This is a genomic window from Streptomyces africanus (assembly GCF_030816955.1).
Classification (GTDB): Bacteria; Actinomycetota; Actinomycetes; order Streptomycetales; family Streptomycetaceae; genus Streptomyces; species Streptomyces africanus.
The window spans coordinates 5,731,155-5,749,221 of the sequence record NZ_JAUSYP010000001.1; the positions used below are offsets into that span (position 1 = coordinate 5,731,155).

An 18,067-nucleotide genomic window follows, 5' to 3' on the forward strand; every position below is an offset into this window, starting at 1 on the left:
CGTAGTAAAGCGGGGGGAACGAGAAGGGAAGGGTTAGGGAAAACCCTCGATTTGCCCGGGACGGCCGTCCGGAGCGCCCTGTTCGCACTACCCTGCTGCGGAAGTGCCGCGCTCTGCCCGCGCACAGGCCCGTACAACGGCCTTGCGGCGATGGCCTCTTGAGCGAGCGACAGCCACGGTTGGCAGCCTGCACGGCAGTCCCGGTAGCCGCAAGCGGTTTATCTCATTCTCGCGTCCGGAATGCGGACACGCGCTACCGATAGATGTGTAACAAGTCCGTTTCGCAGGGATCTTTCACCAAACCCTTTGTCCGGATTTTGGAAGATGTATACGCGAGCTGTGATCGAACCGAGACCTCGAGAGTGTGGTTCGGTCCTGACGTTTGGCAGATAGTTAGGCGCGTAGAGCTCGGATGAACGGGTCACTCGCTGGAGGCGGCGCCGACTCACGAGCGCGGGGGCACCTGACGATTTCCGGCACCGGCGACGGGCGGTGGCGGTGGTCTGTCTGTGCTCCCTTTGCGGTGAACCAATGACTTCATAGGAGGAACCCATGCGCGGTGCCAAGAGCGCCAAGTGGGTCGCGGGGGCGATAGTCGTCGCCCTGGCCGCCACCGCCTGCGGCGGCGGCGACGACAGTGCCGGCGACGACATGAACAAGGGGAAGGCCGACCCGAACGGCATCGTCACTGCGCAGCTGAGCGAACCCCAGAACCCGCTCCAGCCGGCCAACGCCAAGGAGAGCCAGGGCAGCCGTGTCCTGCGCACGATCTTCGCCGGCCTGGTCGACTACGAGCCCGGCACCGGCAAGCTCGAGTACGTCAACGCCGAGTCGGTCACGCCGAACGACGACTCGTCCGAGTGGACCGTGAAGCTCAAGCCGGGCTGGAAGTTCCACGACGGCACCCCGGTCACCGCAAAGTCCTACGTGGACTCCTGGAACTGGTCGGCCAACATCAAGAACAACCAGACCAACTCCAGCTGGTTCGCCGACATCGTCGGCTTCGAGGACGTGCACCCGGAGAAGGGTGACCCGAAGTCCGACAAGATGTCGGGCCTGAAGGTCGTCGACGACAACACCTTCACCATCAAGCTGACGCAGCCGGTCTCGTACTTCGCGTACAAGCTGGGCTACGACGTGTGGGCGCCGCTGCCCGAGTCCTTCTTCAAGGACCCGAAGGCGTTCGGCGAGAAGCCGGTCGGCAACGGCCCGTACAAGTTCGTCTCCTGGGAGCACAACAAGCTCATCAAGGTCCGCAAGTTCGCGGACTACAAGGGCCCGAACGTCGCCAAGAACGGCGGCATCGACTTCAAGAACTACACGACCGCCGACGCCGCCTACTCGGACCTGCGCTCCGACAACGTGGACTGGATCGAGCAGGTCCCGACCACCGCGCTGGCCAGCTACAAGACGGACCTCGGCGACCGCGCGATCGACCAGCCGTACTCGGCCGTCCAGTCGATCGTTCCGGCGTTCTACACCAAGCAGTTCAAGGACATCGACCCCAAGGTCATCCAGGGTCTGTCCATGGCGATCGACCGCCAGACCATCACCAAGACCGTCCTCCAGGGCACGCGCACCCCGGCCGACTCCTACGTCGCCCCGGGTGTCCTCGGCTACAAGAAGGGCGCGCTCGGCGACATCGTCAAGTTCGACCCGGCCCAGGCCAAGAAGCTCATCACGGAGGGTGGCGGCGTCCCGGGCAACAAGATCCAGATCCAGTACAACGCCGACCAGGACCACAAGCCCTGGGTCGACGCGGTCTGCAACTCGATCCGCAAGTCCACCGGCGTGGAGTGCACCGGCGACCCGAAGCCGACCTTCCAGGCCGACCTCGACGCCCGTGACGCCCACGAGGTCAAGTCCATGTACCGCGGTGGCTGGGTGCTCGACTACCCGGTCAACTCGAACTTCATGCGCGACCTGTACGGCACCACGTCGGCCGGTAACACCAGCGGTTACTCCAACAAGGAGTTCGACAAGCTGAGTTCCGACGCGGACAAGGCCAGCTCGATCGACGAGACCGTGAAGCTGTACCAGAACGCGGAGCAGCTCCTCGCGAAGGACATGCCGGCGATTCCGCTCTGGTTCTACAAGGTCAACAGCGGTCAGTCCCGGAACATCCTGGGCAAGATCGAGTACGGCCAGGACGGTGACCCGATCTTCGACACCATCCAGGTCAAGCAGAAGTAACCAGACGACCGCAGGCCGGTGCCGCCCCTCCCGGAAAAGGGGAGCGGCGGCACCGGCCCGTAGGCACAGGCCTCCACCTCACCCCCTCACCTGCGGTAGATGAGTGCGCAGGCCTCGCCGACCCCCTCACGGCATGGAGGCGCAAGATGGGGCGCTACGCCGCCAGGCGACTGCTCCAGATGATCCCGATCTTCATCGGGACAACTCTGTTGATCTTCTTGATGGTCCACATCCTGCCGGGCGACCCGGTCCGGGCCATCTACGGGGACAAGGCTCCCGATCCCGCACAGATCGCGCAGATCAAGCGCGAGTACGGCTTCGACAAGCCCGTCCTCGAGCAGTACTTCCACTACATGCTGAATCTCCTCAAGGGAGACTTCGGCAGCAACCTCGCCGGACGCCCGGTCGCCGACCTGATGGCCGACGCCTTCCCGGTGACCCTGCGCCTGACGCTGCTGGCCATCACCATCGAGATCATCATCGGTGTGGGCCTCGGCGCGTGGGCCGGTCTGCGGGCCGGCAAGGCCGCCGACACCGGTGTGCTGGTCTTCACCCTGACGGTGATCTCCATCCCGGTGTTCGTCCTGGGCTTCATCGCCCGGTTCATCTTCGCCGACGAACTCGGCTGGCTGCCGCCCAACGTCCAGGACTCCACGGACTACTCGCAGTTGTTCCTGCCGGCGTTCGTCCTGGCCATGCTGTCCATGGCGTACGTGGCCCGGCTGACCCGGACGACGTTCGCCGAGAACCTGCGGGCCGACTACATGCGCACCGCCCTCGCCAAGGGCCTGCCCCGGCGCCGCATCATCGGTGTCCACCTGCTGCGCAATTCGCTGATCCCGGTCGTCACCTTCGTCGGCACCGACGTCGGCGGCTTCATCGGCGGCGCGGTCATCACCGAGGGCATCTTCAACATCCAGGGTGTCGGCAACCTCCTCTACAGGGCGATCCAGACGAGCGAGGGCTCGACGGTCACGGGTGTGGTGACGGTGCTCGTCCTCGTCATCCTCCTGATCAACCTGCTCATCGACCTGCTGTACGCGGTCCTGGACCCGAGGATCCGGTATGCCTGACGTGACCAAGGCCCAGACGACCGACGCCGCGACCGTGGACGCCGTGGCCCCGCCGGCCGTCGACACGGCCGGCAAGCAGAGCGCGCAGAAGAGCGAGAAGCCCCGCTCCCTGTGGGGGGACGCCTGGTACGACCTGCGGCACCGGCCCATGTTCTGGATCTCCTCGGTGCTGTTGGTCCTGCTGCTGGTGATCGCCGCGTTCCCCGGCATGTTCACCAGCGTCGACCCGCGCGACGGCGACCTGGTCCACCACTACCTGGGCAAGCCGGAGCTGGGGCACTTCTTCCAGCCCGACTGGTTCGGCTACGACCAGCAGGGCCGTTCGATCTACTCGCGCGTCATCCACGGCACCCGCGCCTCGATCCTCGTCGGCGTGTGCGTCACCGCGGCCGTCACGCTGATCGGCGGTCTGCTCGGCATGCTGGCGGGCTACTTCGGCGGCTGGATCGACTCGGTGATCTCCCGGATCGTCGACATCTTCTTCGGCCTGCCGTTCCTGCTCGGCACGATGGTCGTCCTGAACGCCTTCACCGAGCGCAAGGTGTACGTGGTGATCCTGGCCCTGGCCTTCCTGGGCTGGACCTCGATCGCCCGCGTCACGCGCAGCTCCGTCATCACGGCCAAGCAGGCCGACTACGTGACGGCGGCCCGGGCGCTGGGCGCCGGCACCACGCGGATCCTGTTCCGCCACGTGATGCCGAACGCCGTCGCGCCGACCATCGTCGTGGCCACGATCGCCCTCGGCGGTTACATCTCGGCTGAGGCGACGCTGTCGTTCCTCGGCCTCGGCCTCAGCGACCCGACGATCTCGTGGGGCATCGACATCTCCGAGGGCAGCAAGGTGATCCGGGACAACCCGCACACGCTGCTGTTCCCGGCGGGCATGCTCAGCCTCACGGTCTTCGCGTTCATCATGCTCGGCGACGCGGTCCGCGACGCCCTTGACCCGAAGCTGCGCTGAGGAGGGCGTACGTGACCACCATCGACAAGACCAGGAACGTGCCCGAGCCGCGAGGCGCGGCCGAGGGCGATGTTCCCCTGCTCGAAGTGCGCGATCTGCACGTCGAGTTCCACACCCGTGACGGTGTGGCCAAGGCCGTCAACGGCGTCAACTACACCGTGAACTCCGGGGAGACCCTCGCCGTGCTCGGCGAGTCCGGCTCCGGCAAGTCCGTGACCGCGCAGGCGATCATGGGCATCCTCGACATGCCGCCCGGGCGGATCCCGCAGGGCCAGATCCTGTACCGGGGCGAGGACATGCTCACCATGTCGGGCGACGCCCGGCGCAAGATCCGCGGCAGGAAGATCGCCATGATCTTCCAGGACGCGCTGTCGGCGCTGAACCCCGTGCTGTCCGTCGGCTACCAGCTCGGCGAGATGTTCCGCGTCCACCAGGGCCTGAGCAAGAAGGACGCCAAGGCCAAGGCCATCGAGCTGATGGACCGCGTGAAGATCCCGGCCGCGAAGGAACGCGTCGGCGACTACCCGCACCAGTTCTCCGGCGGTATGCGCCAGCGCATCATGATCGCGATGGCGCTCGCCCTGGAGCCGGACCTGATCATCGCCGACGAGCCGACCACGGCCCTCGACGTGACGGTCCAGGCCCAGGTCATGGACCTGCTCGCGGACCTGCAGCGCGAGTACAACATGGGCCTGATCCTGATCACCCACGACCTCGGCGTCGTCGCCGACGTCGCGGACAAGATCGCCGTGATGTACGCGGGCCGGATCGTGGAGACCGCACCGGTGCACGAGCTGTACAAGCGGCCCGCGCACCCCTACACCAAGGGTCTGCTGGAGTCGATCCCGCGCCTGGACCAGAAGGGCCAGGAACTGTACGCGATCAAGGGCCTGCCGCCCAACCTGACGCGTATCCCGTCCGGTTGCGCCTTCAACCCACGGTGCCCGCAGGCGCAGGACATCTGCCGTACGGACGTCCCGCCGCTGCACCCGGTCACCGAGCGGGACGGCGGCGAGCTGGTCGGCCGCGGCAGCGCGTGCCACTTCTGGAAGGAGACGATCCATGGCTGAGCTGGAGAAGAAGGACGAGTCCATGGACGCCACCCCCAACGTCACCGAGGTGGAGACGGTCGACGCGGCCACCGACGAGGAGGCCGTCGCGGCGATCGAGGCGCCGGTCGAGCGCGGTGAGCCCATCCTGCAGGTCCGCAACCTGGTCAAGCACTTCCCGCTGACCCAGGGGATCCTGTTCAAGCGTCAGATCGGCGCGGTCAAGGCCGTGGACGGGATCTCCTTCGACCTCTACCAGGGCGAGACGCTCGGCATCGTGGGCGAGTCCGGCTGCGGCAAGTCCACGGTCGCCAAGCTGCTGATGATGCTGGAGAAGGCGACCGCGGGCGAGATCTTCTACAAGGGCCAGGACATCACCAAGCTGTCCGGGCGTGCGCTGAAGGCGGTCCGCCGGAACATCCAGATGGTGTTCCAGGACCCGTACACCTCGCTCAACCCCCGTATGACGGTGGGCGACATCATCGGGGAGACCTTCGAGATCCACCCCGAGGTGGCGCCGAAGGGCGACCGCCGCCGCAAGGTCCAGGACCTGCTGGACGTGGTCGGCCTCAACCCCGAGTACATCAACCGCTACCCGCACCAGTTCTCGGGCGGTCAGCGTCAGCGCATCGGCATCGCCCGCGGCCTGGCGCTCAACCCCGAGATCATCATCTGCGACGAGCCGGTCTCCGCGCTGGACGTGTCCGTCCAGGCGCAGGTCATCAACCTGATGGAGAAGCTCCAGGACGAGTTCAACCTGTCCTACCTCTTCATCGCGCACGACCTGTCGATCGTCCGGCACATCTCGGACCGGGTGGGTGTGATGTACCTGGGCAAGATGGCCGAGATCGGTACGGACACGGAGATCTACGACCACCCGACCCACCCCTACACGCAGGCCCTGCTCTCCGCGGTCCCGGTCCCCGACCCGGAGTCCCGCGAGGGCCGCGAACGCATCATCCTCACCGGCGACGTCCCGTCCCCGGCCAACCCGCCCTCGGGCTGCCGCTTCCGCACCCGCTGCTGGAAGGCCCAGGACAAGTGCGCCCAGGAGACCCCTCTCCTGGCCATCCCCGAGCGCTTCAAGGGCGAGGACACCCCGGCGGCCCACGAGTCGGCCTGCCACTTCGCCGAGGAGAAGGACGTGGTCCACGCGGCCTGACGTCCCGGCACGGCATCCCTACCGGTTCCCGGCCCTTCTCACGAAGGCGCCGGGAACCGGTCTTCGAGGGTCTGGAATGCTGCATTACATCGAACTCTGGGTCCCCGACCTTCCCCGGGCGCTCCGCGCATGGGGCCGGCTCCTCGGCCGCCTCGGCTACGACCCGTATCAGGAGTGGGAGCGCGGCCGCAGTTGGCGGCTCGGTCCGACGTACCTCGTCGTCGAGCACCGACACGGACGGGTTCGAGGTCGAGCTGGTCGCTGCCGAAGTGCCCGCAAACCCCCGCGAACTGCGTTAACACGCAGGCAACTTCGCCGACCCGATTCCGATATACGGACGCGTCAGGCTGAACAGCGTACGGCCGTGCGGGTGCCGTAAACGGGCCGGGGCGCCATGTCGCCCCGGCCCGTTGTCATGTTCAGGCGCCGGTGATGCCCAGGGACCGCTTCAGGAAGTCGACCTGGAGCAGGAGCAGGTTCTCCGCGACCTGTTCCTGGGGGGTGATGTGGGTGACCCCGGACAGGGGCAGTACCTCGTGCGGGCGGCCGGCGGCCAGGAGGGCCGAGGACAGGCGCAGGGCGTGGGCGACGACCACGTTGTCGTCGGCGAGGCCGTGCACGATCATCAGGGGGCGGTGCGGCTCGGCGGGGGAGGACAGGCCGTCCGCCGTGACGAGGGAGCTCCGCGCGTACGCGTCCGGCTGTTCGGCCGGGTCCCCCAGGTAGCGCTCCGTGTAGTGCGTGTCGTACAGGCGCCAGTCCGTCACCGGCGCGCCCGCGATCCCCGCGTGGAAGACGTCCGGCCGGCGCAGCACCGCGAGGCCCGCCAGCCAGCCGCCGAAGGACCAGCCGCGGATCGCCACCCGGGACAGGTCCAGCGGATACCTCTTCGCGAGGTCCTCCAGCGCCTCCACCTGGTCGTCCAGGGACAGCGTGAAGTCGTGGTGGATGCCCTTCTCCCAGGCGGGGGAGCGGCCCGGGGTGCCCCGGCCGTCCGCGACGACCACCGCGAATCCCTGGTCCGCGAACCACTGCGAGGTGAGGTGCGGGTTGTGGGCCGCGAGGACCCGCTGCCCGTGCGGCCCGCCGTACGGGTCCATGAGCACCGGCAGGGGGGTGTCACCGGCGTAGTCCCGAGGCATAAGCACGGCGCACGGGATGCGGCGTGCGCCCCCCTCGGTGAGCGTCACGCGAGGGGACATACCAGGATCTTCGGCGTACGAGGGGACAGCAACCGTCGGTTTCCCGTCGCGCAGGACCTGTACCCGCACACCTGGCCGATCCGGCGTCGCCGAGACCAGAACCGTCACGCCCCCGGCCCGCACCGCCGAGTGCACGCCCGGCTCCCGCGACACCCGCTCCACGCCCAGCTCGTTCACCCGATACACGTGCACCTGGCCGGTCTCCGCCTCGGCGGCCTCCTCGCCCGCCGACGCCGAGAGCAGCACGTCGTCGTCGGAGACGTCCAGCACGGCCCGCACATGCAGCTGCGCCCCCGTGAGCGGCCGGTCCCCGACCGCCAGCAGCCGCACACCGCCCTCGTCCGCGATCCGTACCAGCTGCCCGGCCGGACTCCAGCACGGCACCCCGGGGAAAAGATCAAGCCAAATCCGATCTTCGTCGGCGTGCACCATCCGGGTCGCGCCCGACTCCGGATCCACCGCGAGAATCAGATGGCTGCGCTGGTCGCGCGCCTGGACGAGCAGCAGCGGCGCGCCCGCCGCTGACCAGTGCACACGCGCCAGATACGGATACCGCGCCCGGTCCCAGGCGACCTCCGTGCGCACCCCGTCCAGACCGATCACGAACAGCCGTACGTCCGCGTTGCCGGTGCCCGCCGCCGGATACGCAACCCGCTGCGGCTCGCGTTCCGGATGCGCCGGGTCGGAGATCCACCACCGGTCCACCGGCGTGTCGTCCGCGCGTGCCACGAGCAGCCGGTCCGACTCCGGCGCCCACCAGAAACCGCGCGACCGCCCCATCTCCTCGGCCGCGATGAACTCGGCCAGTCCATATGAGACATTTTCCGACTCCGGCTCGGCGAGCGCCCGGTCGCCGTCCCCCTCCGCGCCCACGACACGCAGCGCACCCTGCGCGACGTAGGCGACATACCGCCCGTCGGGCGACGGACGCGGGTCGATCACCGGCCCGGGCGTGGGCAGTTCACGCGCCGTCCCGGCCCGCAGCTCGGCCGCGAAAAGCCGCCCTGACAAGGCGAAAGAGGCCAACTCGACGGCGGCGTCGGTGGCGTACCCGACGATGCCGGCGCCGCCCTCCCGGCTGCGCTCACGCCGGGCGCGCTCCTCGGGCGAGAGGTCCTCCGAGGCGCCGCCCAGCAGGGCGCGCGGGTCGGCGGCCACGCGCTCCCCGCCGTCCTCCGTGTCGAGGACCCACAGCGAGTTCGCCCGGTCCGTACCGGAACCGGAGCGCAGGAACACGACACGTGAACCGTCGGGCGCCACAGTGAACGAACGCGGCGCGCCGAGCGTGAAGCGCTGGGTACGGGCGTGCCGTCGGGGGAAGGAGTCAAGCTCGGTCGTCATGCCCTGACCATATTGGCCATGCGCCCCCTTGTGCGGCCGTGCGCCGATCGATGCGCACGGACGGATAGTTATGATCAATGTCGCATAGTGGGTATGAACCTGCTGGCTGTTGTACGGATTTGATGCCCCCATAGTCCGACCCCCCGCGCCCTCGTGGATCTTTGGAGGTGAGCCGCCGTGGCACTCTCGATTTCGGCGGTGGTGCTGCTGGCGATCATCGTCTTCCTGTTGATCAAGAAGTCGGGACTGAAGGCCGGGCATGCGATCGTCTGCATGCTGCTCGGCTTCTACCTCGCCTCCTCGACCGTCGCTCCCACGATCAACGAGCTGACGACCAACATCGCGGGCATGATCGGCAGCATCAAGTTCTGACCGCGGGACCTCGTAGGCTGGGGTCCATGACGGAACTGCCCGACCGGCGTCTGCTGCTGGTGCACGCGCACCCGGACGACGAGTCGATCAACAACGGCGCGACCATGGCCAGGTACGCGGCCGAGGGTGCCCACGTCACCCTGGTCACCTGCACCCTCGGCGAACGCGGCGAGGTCATCCCGCCCGAGCTCGCGCACCTGAGCGGTCCCGCCCTGGGCCAGCATCGCCGCCTGGAGCTCACGGCCGCCATGGCCGAGCTCGGCGTCCGGGACTTCCGCCTGCTCGGCGGCGCCGGACGCTACAGCGACTCCGGAATGATGGGCCTGCCCGACAACGACGACCCCGGCTGCTTCTGGCAGGCCGACGTCGACGAGGCCGCCGCCCACCTCGTCGAGGTGATCCGAGAGGTACGCCCCCAGGTCCTCGTCACCTACGACGACAACGGCGGCTACGGCCACCCCGACCACATCCAGGCCCACCGCGTCGCCATGCGGGCCGTCGAGCTGTCCGCCGAGTCCGGCCGGCCGATCCCGAAGGTCTACTGGAACCGGGCCCCCCGGTCCGTTGTGGAGCAGTCCTTCGCCCGGCTCCGGGAGGACCTGCCCGGCCTCCCCTTCACCAAGGCGGCCGACGTCGACGACGTACCGGGCGTCGTGGCCGACGAGCGGATCACCACCGCGGTCGACGGCACCGCGCACGCCGCCGCCAAGGCCGCCGCGATGCGCGCCCACGCCACCCAGATCAGCGTGTCCGGGCCGTACTTCGCGCTGTCCAACGAACTCGCCCAGCCCATCCTCGCGACCGAGTACTACGAGCTGGTGCGGGGCGAGCGGGGCCCCGGTGAGCGGGAGACGGACCTGTTCGCCGGTGTCGAGGAGGCCCCATGAGCGACCGGACTCCGATGCTCGCCCAGCCGATGCGGCCGCCCTCCGCCGGACGGGCCGCCGCCTACGTGGGGTTCTGTCTGCTCGGGGCCGTGATCGGCGCGGCCGGGGCGCTGGTGCAGCCCGCGTGGTTCCCGGGCGGGCTGCTGCTCGCCCTCGCCGGTGAGGCCGGGCTCGTCCTCGGTGCCGCGCGGGTCACCCGCGGGCGGGCCGGGGGCGTCGCGGCGGCCGCCGGATGGATGCTCTCCGTCGTCCTGCTCACCGCCAGCCGCCCGGAGGGCGACTTCCTCTTCGCGGCGGGCGGCGGCTCCTATCTCTTCCTGCTCGGCGGCATCGCTGTGGCTGTGATCTGCGCCACCCTCGCCCCGGGGCGGCAACCGGACGGGGACCCCGTCCGACTTGGCAAGTGACGTACCACTTCGCCAGGACGCACCCGTGGGGGTCCGGTGTGAGTTTCCCCAGCGGTCCTGGGATACGGGTGAGAAGTGGCCAGTATGGTGGTGCGCGCCGCCGAGCCGCCCGCGTGAGGTTGTTTCGGGCGGCGGAGCCAACCGGGAGAACCTGCCTTGAGTCGTGAAACTGACACTCCGTCCTCCGGGCCCAACGGGCGCGGCGGAGCCGCCTACCCGTCGGGTACGCCGCCGTACGGGACCCCGACGGTCTCCGACGGCGGTACGGAAGCGGGCCGTTCGGCCACGCGGCCGGAGGAACGCAAGACCGAGACCACGCTGACGACCCGGATCCGGATCAACATCCCCGGGTCACGGCCCATTCCGCCGGTGGTAGTGCGCAAGCCCGTCGCGGACGCGGAGGGCTCCGGCGACACCAGGACCGGTTCCGGGGCGGGAGCGGGCAACGAAGCGACGTCTCCGGGCGCCGCCACGTCCCGGGGCACCGGCACGGTCGAGCCCTCCGCCGAGCCCGGCCAGTCCGGTCAGTCGGGCCAGTCCGGCGAGGACAAGCCGACCAGTGACTGGTTCGCGCCCCGCAAGTCCGGCTCGGGCAAGCCCGGTCAGGGCGGCGGCTCGACCAACGGGGCCGGACTGCCGGGCGGTTCGGGTCCGGCGGCGGGTGGTCCCGCTGACACCAGGTCCGGTGGCCCCGCCGCGGGTGGTTCCGGTGCGAGTGGTTCCGGTGCCGGGCGGCCCGGAGGCGTGGTCGGTTCCATGAGCAGGCCGGGCGGCTCCCGGCCCGGTGGCACGAACGGTGCGGGGCTTCCCGGCGGGGCGACCGGCGGCCCTGTCGCGCCCGGGCACGGCGGCGGCACGGGTTCCTTCGACGTCACCGAGGCACTGGCGGCGGGCCCGCTCGGCAACGGTGCCCGCCCGGCCCCGGGCAGTGACGGCGGCGAGACGCGCCGCGACGACCTGCCGTACTTCTCGGAGAACGACCGCCTCGGCCCGAACGACCGCCTCGGCCCGAACGGCCAGGGCGGCCAGGGCGCTCCCCACGGCTACGGCGACGCGGGCGGCACCGGCGGCCCCGGCCCGCAGGGCCCGGCCGGCCCGACGGGCGGTCCGGTCACCGGCGACGGCCCGATGGCCCCACCGGCCGGCGGCCCTGGCGGCTTCAACGAGCAGGGTGGCTTCGAACAGAGCGGCCCCGGCGGACCTGGCGCTTTCAACGAGCCCGGTCGCTCCGGCGGCCCCGGCGGCTTCAATGAGCCCGGTCGCCCGGGTGGTCCTGGCGGCTTCAATGAGCCGGGTCGCTCGGGTGGTCCTGGCGGCTTCGACGAGCAGGGCGGCCCCGGCGGCTTCAATGAGCCCGGCAGGCCCGGTGGCCCCGGCGGCTTCGGCGAACCCGGTCGCCCCGGCACGCCCGGCGGCCCCGGCGCCCCCGGCGCCTTCAACGACCCCGGCCGTCCGGGCGGCCCCGGCGCACCTGCCGGCCCCGGAGCCATAGGCGGCCCCGCCGGCACGGGCGGACCCGGAGGACCCGCCGGTACGGCCAAGCCCGGCCGCCCTGGCGCCCCCGGAGGTCCTGGCGCTCCCGGAGGTCCTGGTAGCCCCGGCGGCGCCCCCGGCACCGCCGCTCCCACCGGCCACGGCGCCGCGGGCCACGGCCCCGGCGGCGGGATGAGCGACGACACCGCCATCCTCACCCCGCAGAAGCCGGCCCCCGAGCCGCCGGACGGTCCGGGCTACGGCCCCCGGCACGACAACGTCTCCGGCCACACCGTCACCAGCGGTATCCCGGTCGTACCCCCCGGCGCGGCCTCGTCGTTCGGTCCGGGCGCGCCCGGTGACGGCCCGGTGCCCCACACGGCCCCGAAGCTGCCCGAGCCGATCTCCCCGCCCCCGGCGAGCTCCTCGAAGGCGCCGAAGAAGAAGGGGCGCAACAAGCTCGTGCTGCTCGCCGCCGGCCTGGTGGTCGTGGCCGGTGGCGTGTACGGCGCCGGACTGCTGATGAACCGCACCGACGTGCCCAAGGGCACCACCGTGCTCGGCGTGGACATCGGCGGCACCACCCGCGACGGCGCGGTCAAGAAGCTCGACGACGCCTTCGACGGCCGGGTGGGCAAGCCGCTGAAGCTGTCGGTGGACGGCAAGACCGTGTCCCTCGACCCGGACAAGGCGGGACTCCAGTTCGACATGGACGCCACGGCCGACGCCGCGGCGAAGAGCGACTACAACCCGGTCTCCGTGATCGGCTCGCTCTTCGGCAACCACCGCGTCGTCAAGCCCGTCATGCCCGTCGACGAGGAGAAGCTGCACGCCTCCCTGGAAGACGCGGCGGGCGGCTCCGGCGCGTCGACCGACGGCACGATCAAGTTCGAGGGCGGCAAGGCCGTCCCCGTGTACGGCAAGACGGGCAAGGGCATCGACGTCGCCAAGTCGACCGCCGCGGTCGAGGAGGCGTACCGCACCCAGGTGGAGACCGGCACCCCCGGCACGGTGAACCTCCCGACCACCACCCGGCAGCCGACGGTCTCGAACGCCGAGGTCGACCGGGTGCTGAAGGACTTCGCGCAGCCCGCGATGTCGGCCAAGGCCATTGTGCAGACCGACGCGGCGCACAGCATTCCGTTCGGCGCGCTGTCGCTGCCGAAGATCCTCAGCTTCAAGGCCGTCGACGGCAAGCTCGTGGACACGTACAACCTCAAGGCCCTCCAGGAGGCGTACGGCACCACGTTCGACGGCGTGAAGATCGAGGGCGCGAGCGGCAAGCGCGACGTCACGCCGCAGGACGTCGTCACCGCGCTGCGCAAGGCCCTGCGCGGCAAGACGCCGGCGGAACGCACCGCGGTCATCGACACCACCCCGAACTGACCTCCGGCCGCCCGGCCGCACGAAGCCCCTGCCCACACCGGACAGGGGCTTTCGTCGCTGTCACCCGAGCGGCATGACATCTGTCACGCGGCACTGCGGACGCCCGGCACTGCCCCCGCCCGCACCCCCGAAGCCACGATGTCCGTATGACAACGACAGCTTCGGTGGTCGCGTTCGACCAGGTGAGCAAGGCATACGACGCCGTCCGGGCGGTGGACGGACTGACCCTGACCCTGCGCCCGGGTCAGACCGTGGCGCTGCTGGGCCCCAATGGCGCCGGCAAGTCCACCACCCTCGACCTGCTCCTCGGCCTCAAGAAGCCCGACAGCGGCACGGTCCGCCTCTTCGGCACCAGCCCCCGGGACGCCATCGTCGCCGGGCGCGTGGGCGCCATGCTGCAGAGCGGCGGGCTGATGGACGAGGTCACGGTCGCCGAACTGGTGCGGCTCGCCTGCGACCTGCACCCGAAGCCGTACCGGCCCTCCGAGGTCCTGTCCCGCGCGGGCATCGAGCAAATCGCCGACCGCAAGGTCAACAAGCTCTCCGGCGGCCAGGCCCAGCGTGTCCGCTTCGCCCTCGCCACCGCCGGCGACAGCGATCTGATCGTTCTGGACGAGCCCACCACCGGCATGGACGTCACCACCCGCCAGGCCTTCTGGGCCACCATGCGCGAGCAGGCCGACCAGGGCCGGACCGTCCTCTTCGCCACCCACTACCTCGAAGAGGCCGACGCCGTCGCCGACCGGGTCCTCGTCCTGCACCGCGGCCGGCTCCTCGCCGACGGCACGGCCGCCGAGATCAAGGCCAAGGCGGGCGCCCGCCGTATCTCCTTCGACCTCGCGGACCCCGTCGACGAGGCCGTCCTGCGCGACCTGCCCTTCCTGACCTCCCTGACGGTCTCCGGCCGGACCGTCCGCATCCAGTCCACCGACGCCGACGCCACCGTCCACGCCCTGTACGGCCTCGGCGTCTACCCCCGCAACCTCGAAGTCGCCGGGCTCGGCCTGGAGCAGGCCTTCGTCGCCATCACGACCGCCGAGGAGGCGAAGTCGAAGTGAACAGCCTGATCAAGCTGGAACTCACCCGCGCCCTGCGCAACCGCAAGTTCCTGTTCTTCTCCGTGATCTACCCGTCGGTCCTGTTCCTGATCATCGCGGGCAACGCCGACAGCACCACGAAGGTCCCGGGCAGCGCCCTGACCCTCCCGACCTACATGATGGTCTCCATGGCCTCCTTCGGCGCCCTCACCGCCGTCCTCATGGGCAACAGCGAACGCATCGCCAAGGAGCGCGAGGGCGGCTGGGTACGGCAGCTGCGCCTGACGACGCTGCCGGGCCGCGGCTACGTCCTCGCCAAGACCGCGAGTGCCGCCGTCGTCAGTCTGCCGTCCATCGTCATCGTCTTCGCCGTCGCGGCGGCCGTGAAGGACGTACGCCTGGACGCCTGGCAGTGGCTCGCCCTCACCGGCGCGATCTGGGCCGGCAGCCTCGTCTTCGCCGCGCTCGGCGTCGCCCTCGGCTACCTCGCCAGCGGTGACGCCGTCCGCCCGATCACCATGATCACCTACTTCGGCCTGTCGATGCTCGGCGGCCTGTGGATGCCGACGACGACCTTCCCGGGCTGGCTCCAGGACATCGCCGAGTGGCTCCCCACGCACGCGTACGCCGCCCTGGGGCAGGCCATCGAGCAGAGCCGCGCCCCGCACGTCCAGGACCTCGCCGTCCTCGTCGTGTCGTTCGTCCTGTTCGCGGGCGGCGCGGCCTGGCTGTACCGGAAGGACACCTTGAAGGCGTGAGCGGCGTCGGGTTCGGTATGGGGCAGCGCCCGGTGAACCGCAGGCAGCGGGTGGTGAAATCGCTGTGGACCGGCATCTGGCTGGTCTACCTGAGCGCACCCGTCAGCGACCTGCTGCACGGCGGCCACAGCACGGGCGTCCGCGTCCTCGGCTGGATCGGCCTGGCCGCCTTCGTCGCCTGGTACATGGTGCTGGTTTTCCGCACCGGCCGGGGCGAGCGCAACGACCTGGTCCTCGGTTCGCTCGGGGTCCTCGCCGCCCAGTCCGCGCTCCTCGCCCTCACCCTGGGCCGCGAGTGGCTGGTGCTGTTCGTGTACGTCTCGATCGCGTCCGGCGCGGCCCTGCCCCTGCGCATGGCCCGCTGGACCATCCCGGCCGCGTGCGCGCTGCTGACCGCCGTCGCGCTCGCGGTGCCGGGCGGCCGGTCCTACCTGGCGAGCCTGCTCATCCCGGCCCTGCTCGGCGGCTTCGCGATGACCGGCGTACGCGAACTCGTCCGCACCACCATCGCGCTGCGCGAGGCCCGCGCCACCGTCGCCCAGCTCGCCGCCAACGAGGAGCGCCTGCGCCTCGCCAGGGACCTGCACGACCTGCTCGGCCACTCCCTCTCCCTGATCACGCTCAAGAGCGAGCTGGCCGGCCGCATGCTGCCCGACCACCCCGGCAAGGCGGCCCAGCAGGTCGCCGACATCGAGCAGGTCAGCCGCCAGGCCCTGGTCGACGTACGCGAGGCCGTCACCGGCTACCGCCGCCCCCGTCTCAGCGCCGAACTCGCCGGCGCCCGGGTCGCCCTGACCGCGGCCGGCGTCACCGCCGACCTGCCCGACGAACCGGACCTCACCGGTGTCCCCGAGGAGAGCGAGTCCGCCCTCGCCTGGGCGCTGCGCGAGGCCGTCACCAACGTCGTACGGCACAGCGGCGCCCGCCGCTGCGCGGTCGAGCTGCTGCACCGCCAGACCCTCGACGGCCCGGTGCTCGAACTCGCCGTCGAGGACGACGGATCGGGCGGCCCGGGCGACGGCCACGGCAACGGCCTCACGGGCCTCACCGAACGCCTCACCAAGGCGGGCGGCACCCTGGAGGCGGGCCCGCTCAAGCACGGCTTCCGCCTGGTCGCCCGCGTGCCCTCGGCCGGACCGGCGGACGTAGGATCCCCGGCATGAGCCGCACGATCAAGGTCCTGCTCGCCGAGGACCAGTCGATGGTCCGCGAGGCCCTGGCCGCCCTGCTCGGCCTGGAGGAGGACATCGAGGTCGTCGCCCAGGTGGCCCGCGGCGACGAGGTCCTGGGCGCGGCCCGCGAACACGCCGTCGACGTGGCCCTCCTGGACATAGAGATGCCCGGCGCCACGGGCATCGAGGCCGCGGCCCGCCTCCACGCCGACCTCCCGCACATCAAGCTGGTGATCCTCACCACCTTCGGCCGCCCCGGCTACCTCCGCAGCGCCATGGAGTCCGGCGCCGACGCCTTCCTGGTCAAGGACGCCCCCGCAGCCCAACTGGCCGAGGCGATCCGCAAGGTCCTCACCGGCGAACGTGTCATCGACCCCACCCTCGCGGCAGCGGCCCTGGCGGAAGGTGCCAACCCGCTGACGGACCGGGAGCGAGAAGTCCTGCGAGCAGCGGCGGACGGCTCGACCAACGCCGAACTGGCAGCGTCCTTGCACCTCTCCCAGGGCACGGTCCGCAACTACCTCTCCACGGCCATCCAGAAACTGGCAGTGCGGAACCGAGCGGAAGCGGTCCGAGTAGCGCGCGAAAAAGGCTGGTTGTAATCCGGCCCTCTTTTCAGGGGCGCGGGGCTGTATCGATATGCGGCTCCGCCGCGCGGGCGCGACCAGCCACCATGCACCCGCACCCGCCCGACGACACAAAACCCCACGGCGAGAAGGCGTCAGTTCAACATCGCCCGGGCCGCGTGAGCCTCCCCCCGCACCCGCTCAGCGGCCCCCTCGTCCACCGCTCCGAGAACCTCCGCGTAGGCCTCCAACTCCACAGCCCCACCCAGAAAATCCCCTCGCCCCACCAGCAACTGCGCCCGCTCGTACCGCAACCGAGCCGGATGCGAGGGCAACAGCAACGACAACTCGACCGCCCACAACGCCACATCCGAGCGCTCGGGCCGAGCCGCCGCCCACGCCCGCACGTTGTTCAGAATCCGCAGCACCACATCCAGCGGGTCGGCCGGCCGCAGCATCGACGGATCCAGGTGCGTCCCCGTCGCCCCGGCGACCAGCAGCTCCGCGTCCGCCCCCGTCAGCACCCGCCCCCCGTCGAACGGATCGGCGAGCACCTGCCCCTCGTCGGGACCGAACCCGACGACGAAATGCCCCGGCAGAGCCACCCCGTACACCGGCGCACCGGCCCGCCGGGCCACCTCCATCCACACCACGGACAGCAGGATCGGCAGCCCGCGACGCCGCACCAGCACCTCGTGCAGCAGCGAGGACTCCAGGCGCTGGTAGTCGGCCGGGGCGCCATGGAACCCCATACGGTCCCCGAGCAGCTCCCGCAGGGCCACCGCCCACGCCTGCGGCCGGCCGGGCCGGTAGGGCAGCAGCCCGGCCAGCCGGTCCAGCTCGACCTGCGCGGCGTCCATGCCCGCCTCGTCCAGGGCGCCGTCCGCCGCCGCGCCCATCAGCAGGCACAGCGCCGACAGATCGGGCCGCTCGGACCGGGCCTCTTCGCCGAACCGCCGCCGCAGCTCGGCGGAACGCTCCGGGGACGGGGGGTAGGGGGGACGCATAGCTGGCTCGTGCCCTCTCAC

General features: G+C 70.6%; 15 protein-coding genes. 13 read left to right on the plus strand and 2 right to left on the minus strand.

From position 1 onward, the window contains the following. Nucleotides 1-552: 552 nt before the first annotated feature. From QF034_RS26735 to QF034_RS26755, 5 genes are all read left to right on the plus strand, one after another. Complete coding sequence (locus QF034_RS26735) at nt 553-2,193, plus strand: peptide ABC transporter substrate-binding protein (protein WP_307177336.1); 1,641 nt, start codon at nt 553-555, stop codon at nt 2,191-2,193. 146 nt (nt 2,194-2,339) lie between these two features. Further along, nucleotides 2,340-3,266: an ABC transporter permease gene (locus QF034_RS26740; RefSeq protein ID WP_086561509.1), complete on the plus strand. Its 927-nt coding sequence runs from the start codon at nt 2,340-2,342 to the stop codon at nt 3,264-3,266. After that, the gene (locus QF034_RS26745; RefSeq protein WP_307177337.1) at nt 3,259-4,227 is read left to right on the plus strand and encodes an ABC transporter permease; all 969 of its coding nucleotides are present in this window, start codon (nt 3,259-3,261) and stop codon (nt 4,225-4,227) included. Before QF034_RS26740 ends, QF034_RS26745 begins: the two co-directional genes overlap by 8 nt. An 11-nt stretch (nt 4,228-4,238) precedes the next feature. Beyond that, nucleotides 4,239-5,297, plus strand: a complete 1,059-nt coding sequence (locus QF034_RS26750; RefSeq protein WP_307177338.1) for an ABC transporter ATP-binding protein — start codon at nt 4,239-4,241, stop codon at nt 5,295-5,297. Beyond that, nucleotides 5,290-6,438, plus strand: a complete 1,149-nt coding sequence (locus QF034_RS26755) for an ABC transporter ATP-binding protein (protein ID WP_307177339.1) — start codon at nt 5,290-5,292, stop codon at nt 6,436-6,438. Before QF034_RS26750 ends, QF034_RS26755 begins: the two co-directional genes overlap by 8 nt. A gap of 419 nt (nt 6,439-6,857) precedes the next feature. Here QF034_RS26755 and QF034_RS26760 read toward each other — a convergent pair whose 3' ends face one another. Continuing rightward, nucleotides 6,858-8,981 (minus strand): S9 family peptidase, encoded by a 2,124-nt coding sequence (locus QF034_RS26760; RefSeq protein ID WP_307177340.1) that lies wholly within the window; start codon nt 8,979-8,981, stop codon nt 6,858-6,860. 177 nt (nt 8,982-9,158) lie between these two features. On the opposite strand from QF034_RS26760, the gene QF034_RS26765 reads away from it, so the two are divergent. The 8 genes from QF034_RS26765 (at nt 9,159) to QF034_RS26800 (ending at nt 17,075) form a co-directional block, all read left to right on the plus strand. After that, the gene (locus QF034_RS26765; RefSeq protein WP_030842840.1) at nt 9,159-9,353 is read left to right on the plus strand and encodes a hypothetical protein; all 195 of its coding nucleotides are present in this window, start codon (nt 9,159-9,161) and stop codon (nt 9,351-9,353) included. Between the two features lie 26 nt (nt 9,354-9,379). Beyond that, nucleotides 9,380-10,240 (plus strand): N-acetyl-1-D-myo-inositol-2-amino-2-deoxy-alpha-D-glucopyranoside deacetylase, encoded by an 861-nt coding sequence (gene mshB, locus QF034_RS26770; RefSeq protein ID WP_307177341.1) that lies wholly within the window; start codon nt 9,380-9,382, stop codon nt 10,238-10,240. After that, on the plus strand, nt 10,237-10,647 hold the full coding sequence (locus QF034_RS26775) for a DUF6113 family protein (RefSeq protein WP_307177342.1): 411 nt from the start codon (nt 10,237-10,239) through the stop codon (nt 10,645-10,647). Before mshB ends, QF034_RS26775 begins: the two co-directional genes overlap by 4 nt. Nucleotides 10,648-10,803: 156 nt before the next feature. Further along, nucleotides 10,804-13,506, plus strand: coding sequence for a hypothetical protein (locus QF034_RS26780; protein WP_307177343.1), 2,703 nt, complete (start codon nt 10,804-10,806; stop codon nt 13,504-13,506). 146 nt (nt 13,507-13,652) lie between these two features. Further along, the gene (locus QF034_RS26785) at nt 13,653-14,564 is read left to right on the plus strand and encodes an ABC transporter ATP-binding protein (RefSeq protein ID WP_307177344.1); all 912 of its coding nucleotides are present in this window, start codon (nt 13,653-13,655) and stop codon (nt 14,562-14,564) included. After that, nucleotides 14,561-15,301 carry an ABC transporter permease gene (locus QF034_RS26790; RefSeq protein ID WP_086561518.1) on the plus strand — a complete coding sequence of 247 codons (741 nt, stop codon included), beginning with the start codon at nt 14,561-14,563 and terminating at the stop codon, nt 15,299-15,301. The genes QF034_RS26785 and QF034_RS26790 overlap by 4 nt, the downstream gene beginning before the upstream one ends. After that, nucleotides 15,298-16,464, plus strand: a complete 1,167-nt coding sequence (locus QF034_RS26795) for a sensor histidine kinase (protein WP_307177345.1) — start codon at nt 15,298-15,300, stop codon at nt 16,462-16,464. The genes QF034_RS26790 and QF034_RS26795 overlap by 4 nt, the downstream gene beginning before the upstream one ends. Further along, nucleotides 16,461-17,075: a response regulator transcription factor gene (locus QF034_RS26800; RefSeq protein ID WP_307177346.1), complete on the plus strand. Its 615-nt coding sequence runs from the start codon at nt 16,461-16,463 to the stop codon at nt 17,073-17,075. The genes QF034_RS26795 and QF034_RS26800 overlap by 4 nt, the downstream gene beginning before the upstream one ends. Nucleotides 17,076-17,194: 119 nt before the next feature. Here QF034_RS26800 and QF034_RS26805 read toward each other — a convergent pair whose 3' ends face one another. Then, complete coding sequence (locus QF034_RS26805; protein WP_307177347.1) at nt 17,195-18,046, minus strand: transglutaminase family protein; 852 nt, start codon at nt 18,044-18,046, stop codon at nt 17,195-17,197. Between the last annotated feature and the right edge of the window lie 21 nt (nt 18,047-18,067).

Excerpts from the sequence above, each read along its gene's own strand:
- QF034_RS26800 (WP_307177346.1), top strand. The coding sequence starts at position 16,461 with ATGAGCCGCACGATCAAGGTCCTGCTCGCCGAGGACCAGTCGATGGTC.
- QF034_RS26805 (WP_307177347.1), bottom strand. The coding sequence starts at position 18,046 with ATGCGTCCCCCCTACCCCCCGTCCCCGGAGCGTTCCGCCGAGCTGCGG.
- QF034_RS26785 (WP_307177344.1), top strand. The coding sequence starts at position 13,653 with ATGACAACGACAGCTTCGGTGGTCGCGTTCGACCAGGTGAGCAAGGCA.
- QF034_RS26745 (WP_307177337.1), top strand. The coding sequence starts at position 3,259 with ATGCCTGACGTGACCAAGGCCCAGACGACCGACGCCGCGACCGTGGAC.
- QF034_RS26735 (WP_307177336.1), top strand. The coding sequence starts at position 553 with ATGCGCGGTGCCAAGAGCGCCAAGTGGGTCGCGGGGGCGATAGTCGTC.
- QF034_RS26775 (WP_307177342.1), top strand. The coding sequence starts at position 10,237 with ATGAGCGACCGGACTCCGATGCTCGCCCAGCCGATGCGGCCGCCCTCC.
- QF034_RS26755 (WP_307177339.1), top strand. The coding sequence starts at position 5,290 with ATGGCTGAGCTGGAGAAGAAGGACGAGTCCATGGACGCCACCCCCAAC.
- QF034_RS26760 (WP_307177340.1), bottom strand. The coding sequence starts at position 8,981 with ATGACGACCGAGCTTGACTCCTTCCCCCGACGGCACGCCCGTACCCAG.
- mshB (WP_307177341.1), top strand. The coding sequence starts at position 9,380 with ATGACGGAACTGCCCGACCGGCGTCTGCTGCTGGTGCACGCGCACCCG.
- QF034_RS26740 (WP_086561509.1), top strand. The coding sequence starts at position 2,340 with ATGGGGCGCTACGCCGCCAGGCGACTGCTCCAGATGATCCCGATCTTC.